The 1,027-nt window shown below is 62.9% G+C and carries 1 protein-coding gene; it reads right to left on the bottom strand.

Going from position 1 to position 1,027, the window contains the following annotated elements:
- Positions 1 to 563, bottom strand: a 563-nt coding sequence (locus K7H09_RS24320; protein ID WP_269064097.1) for a reverse transcriptase domain-containing protein, incomplete at its 3' end; no start/stop codon positions are given.
- Positions 564 to 1,027 lie beyond the last annotated feature (464 nt).

The raw sequence follows: 1,027 nt of genomic DNA, 5'->3' as shown, positions 1-1,027 counted from the left end.
TTCACTCGGTCGAAGAAGGCTTCCAGGTCAAGATCGACCACCCAGCGGTGACCGGCGGTGACGTGGGCCTTCATGGCCGAGACGGCCTGCTTGGCGCTCCGCTTGGGGCGGTAGCCGTAACTCGACTCGGAGAAGCCCGGGTCGAAGATCGGCATCAGTACCTGGGACAGCGCTTGCTGGATTAGGCGGTCGGTAACCGTGGGAATACCGAGCTGCCGCGTCCCACCCTTGGGCTTAGGGATCGTGGTTGCTCGGATCGGGCTGGGGTGGTACTGATCGGCCAACAGCCGCTCGCGCAGCGTTGGCCAGTACTGCTTCAGGTGGTCAGCCAGTTGATGCACCGTCATGCCATCGACACCCGGTGCGCCTTTGTTGGCCACCACCCGACGGTAAGCTCGCTCCATGTTTTCCGGGTCAACGACCCGTTCCATGAGCGAGGTTGGCTCCGCTTTCGTCCACGATAACGACGCCGGGCTGGTCTCGACGCTCACCGGCTGGGACTCGGGGTACTGCCCCTGCCCCTCTGGGTGAGTGACGGTATTAGCGTCATGGTCTGTCTTCATGATCGATCCTCGAGACGTTATCGCCTACTCGCGGTTCTTCATGTTCGGCCCTTGGTGCCGTGGTGAACCGGCACTTACTATGGCCTCGGCTGACGTCTGGTGATCCCTCCCGTCGCCTCTCGACGACGGTAGCACCGTGGCAGACCACCAGACCTCCCAGGGTAAGACGCGCGACCTTCCCGCTTATGCCTGTCGGATTTACATCATGGCGTTCCGTGCAAGTATCGGGCTTTGGTGAGTGTAGCCACCTTACCCCGCCATGACGCCTCGTATCCGCTTCCTGTTCGTCAGGCCAGCGTTTTGCCTCGGGCTGCCTTCAGATTCCCCCTCGCGAGGGACACCCTTGCCGTCGGCTAGCACTTCCCCTTGCCGGGCGTGCAGGGGACTTTCACCCCCAAGTCATCCTGAAGCACCACCCCCAGGAACAGCGCCGGTCAAGGCGCTGCGCGCCATGCCTGGCGCAC

It is taken from the genome of Halomonas sp. IOP_14 (assembly GCF_021021315.1).
Lineage (GTDB): Bacteria > Pseudomonadota > Gammaproteobacteria > Pseudomonadales > Halomonadaceae > Vreelandella > Vreelandella titanicae.
The sequence above is the reverse complement of the archived record's forward strand: the minus strand, read 5'-3'. Positions and strand labels throughout refer to the sequence as shown.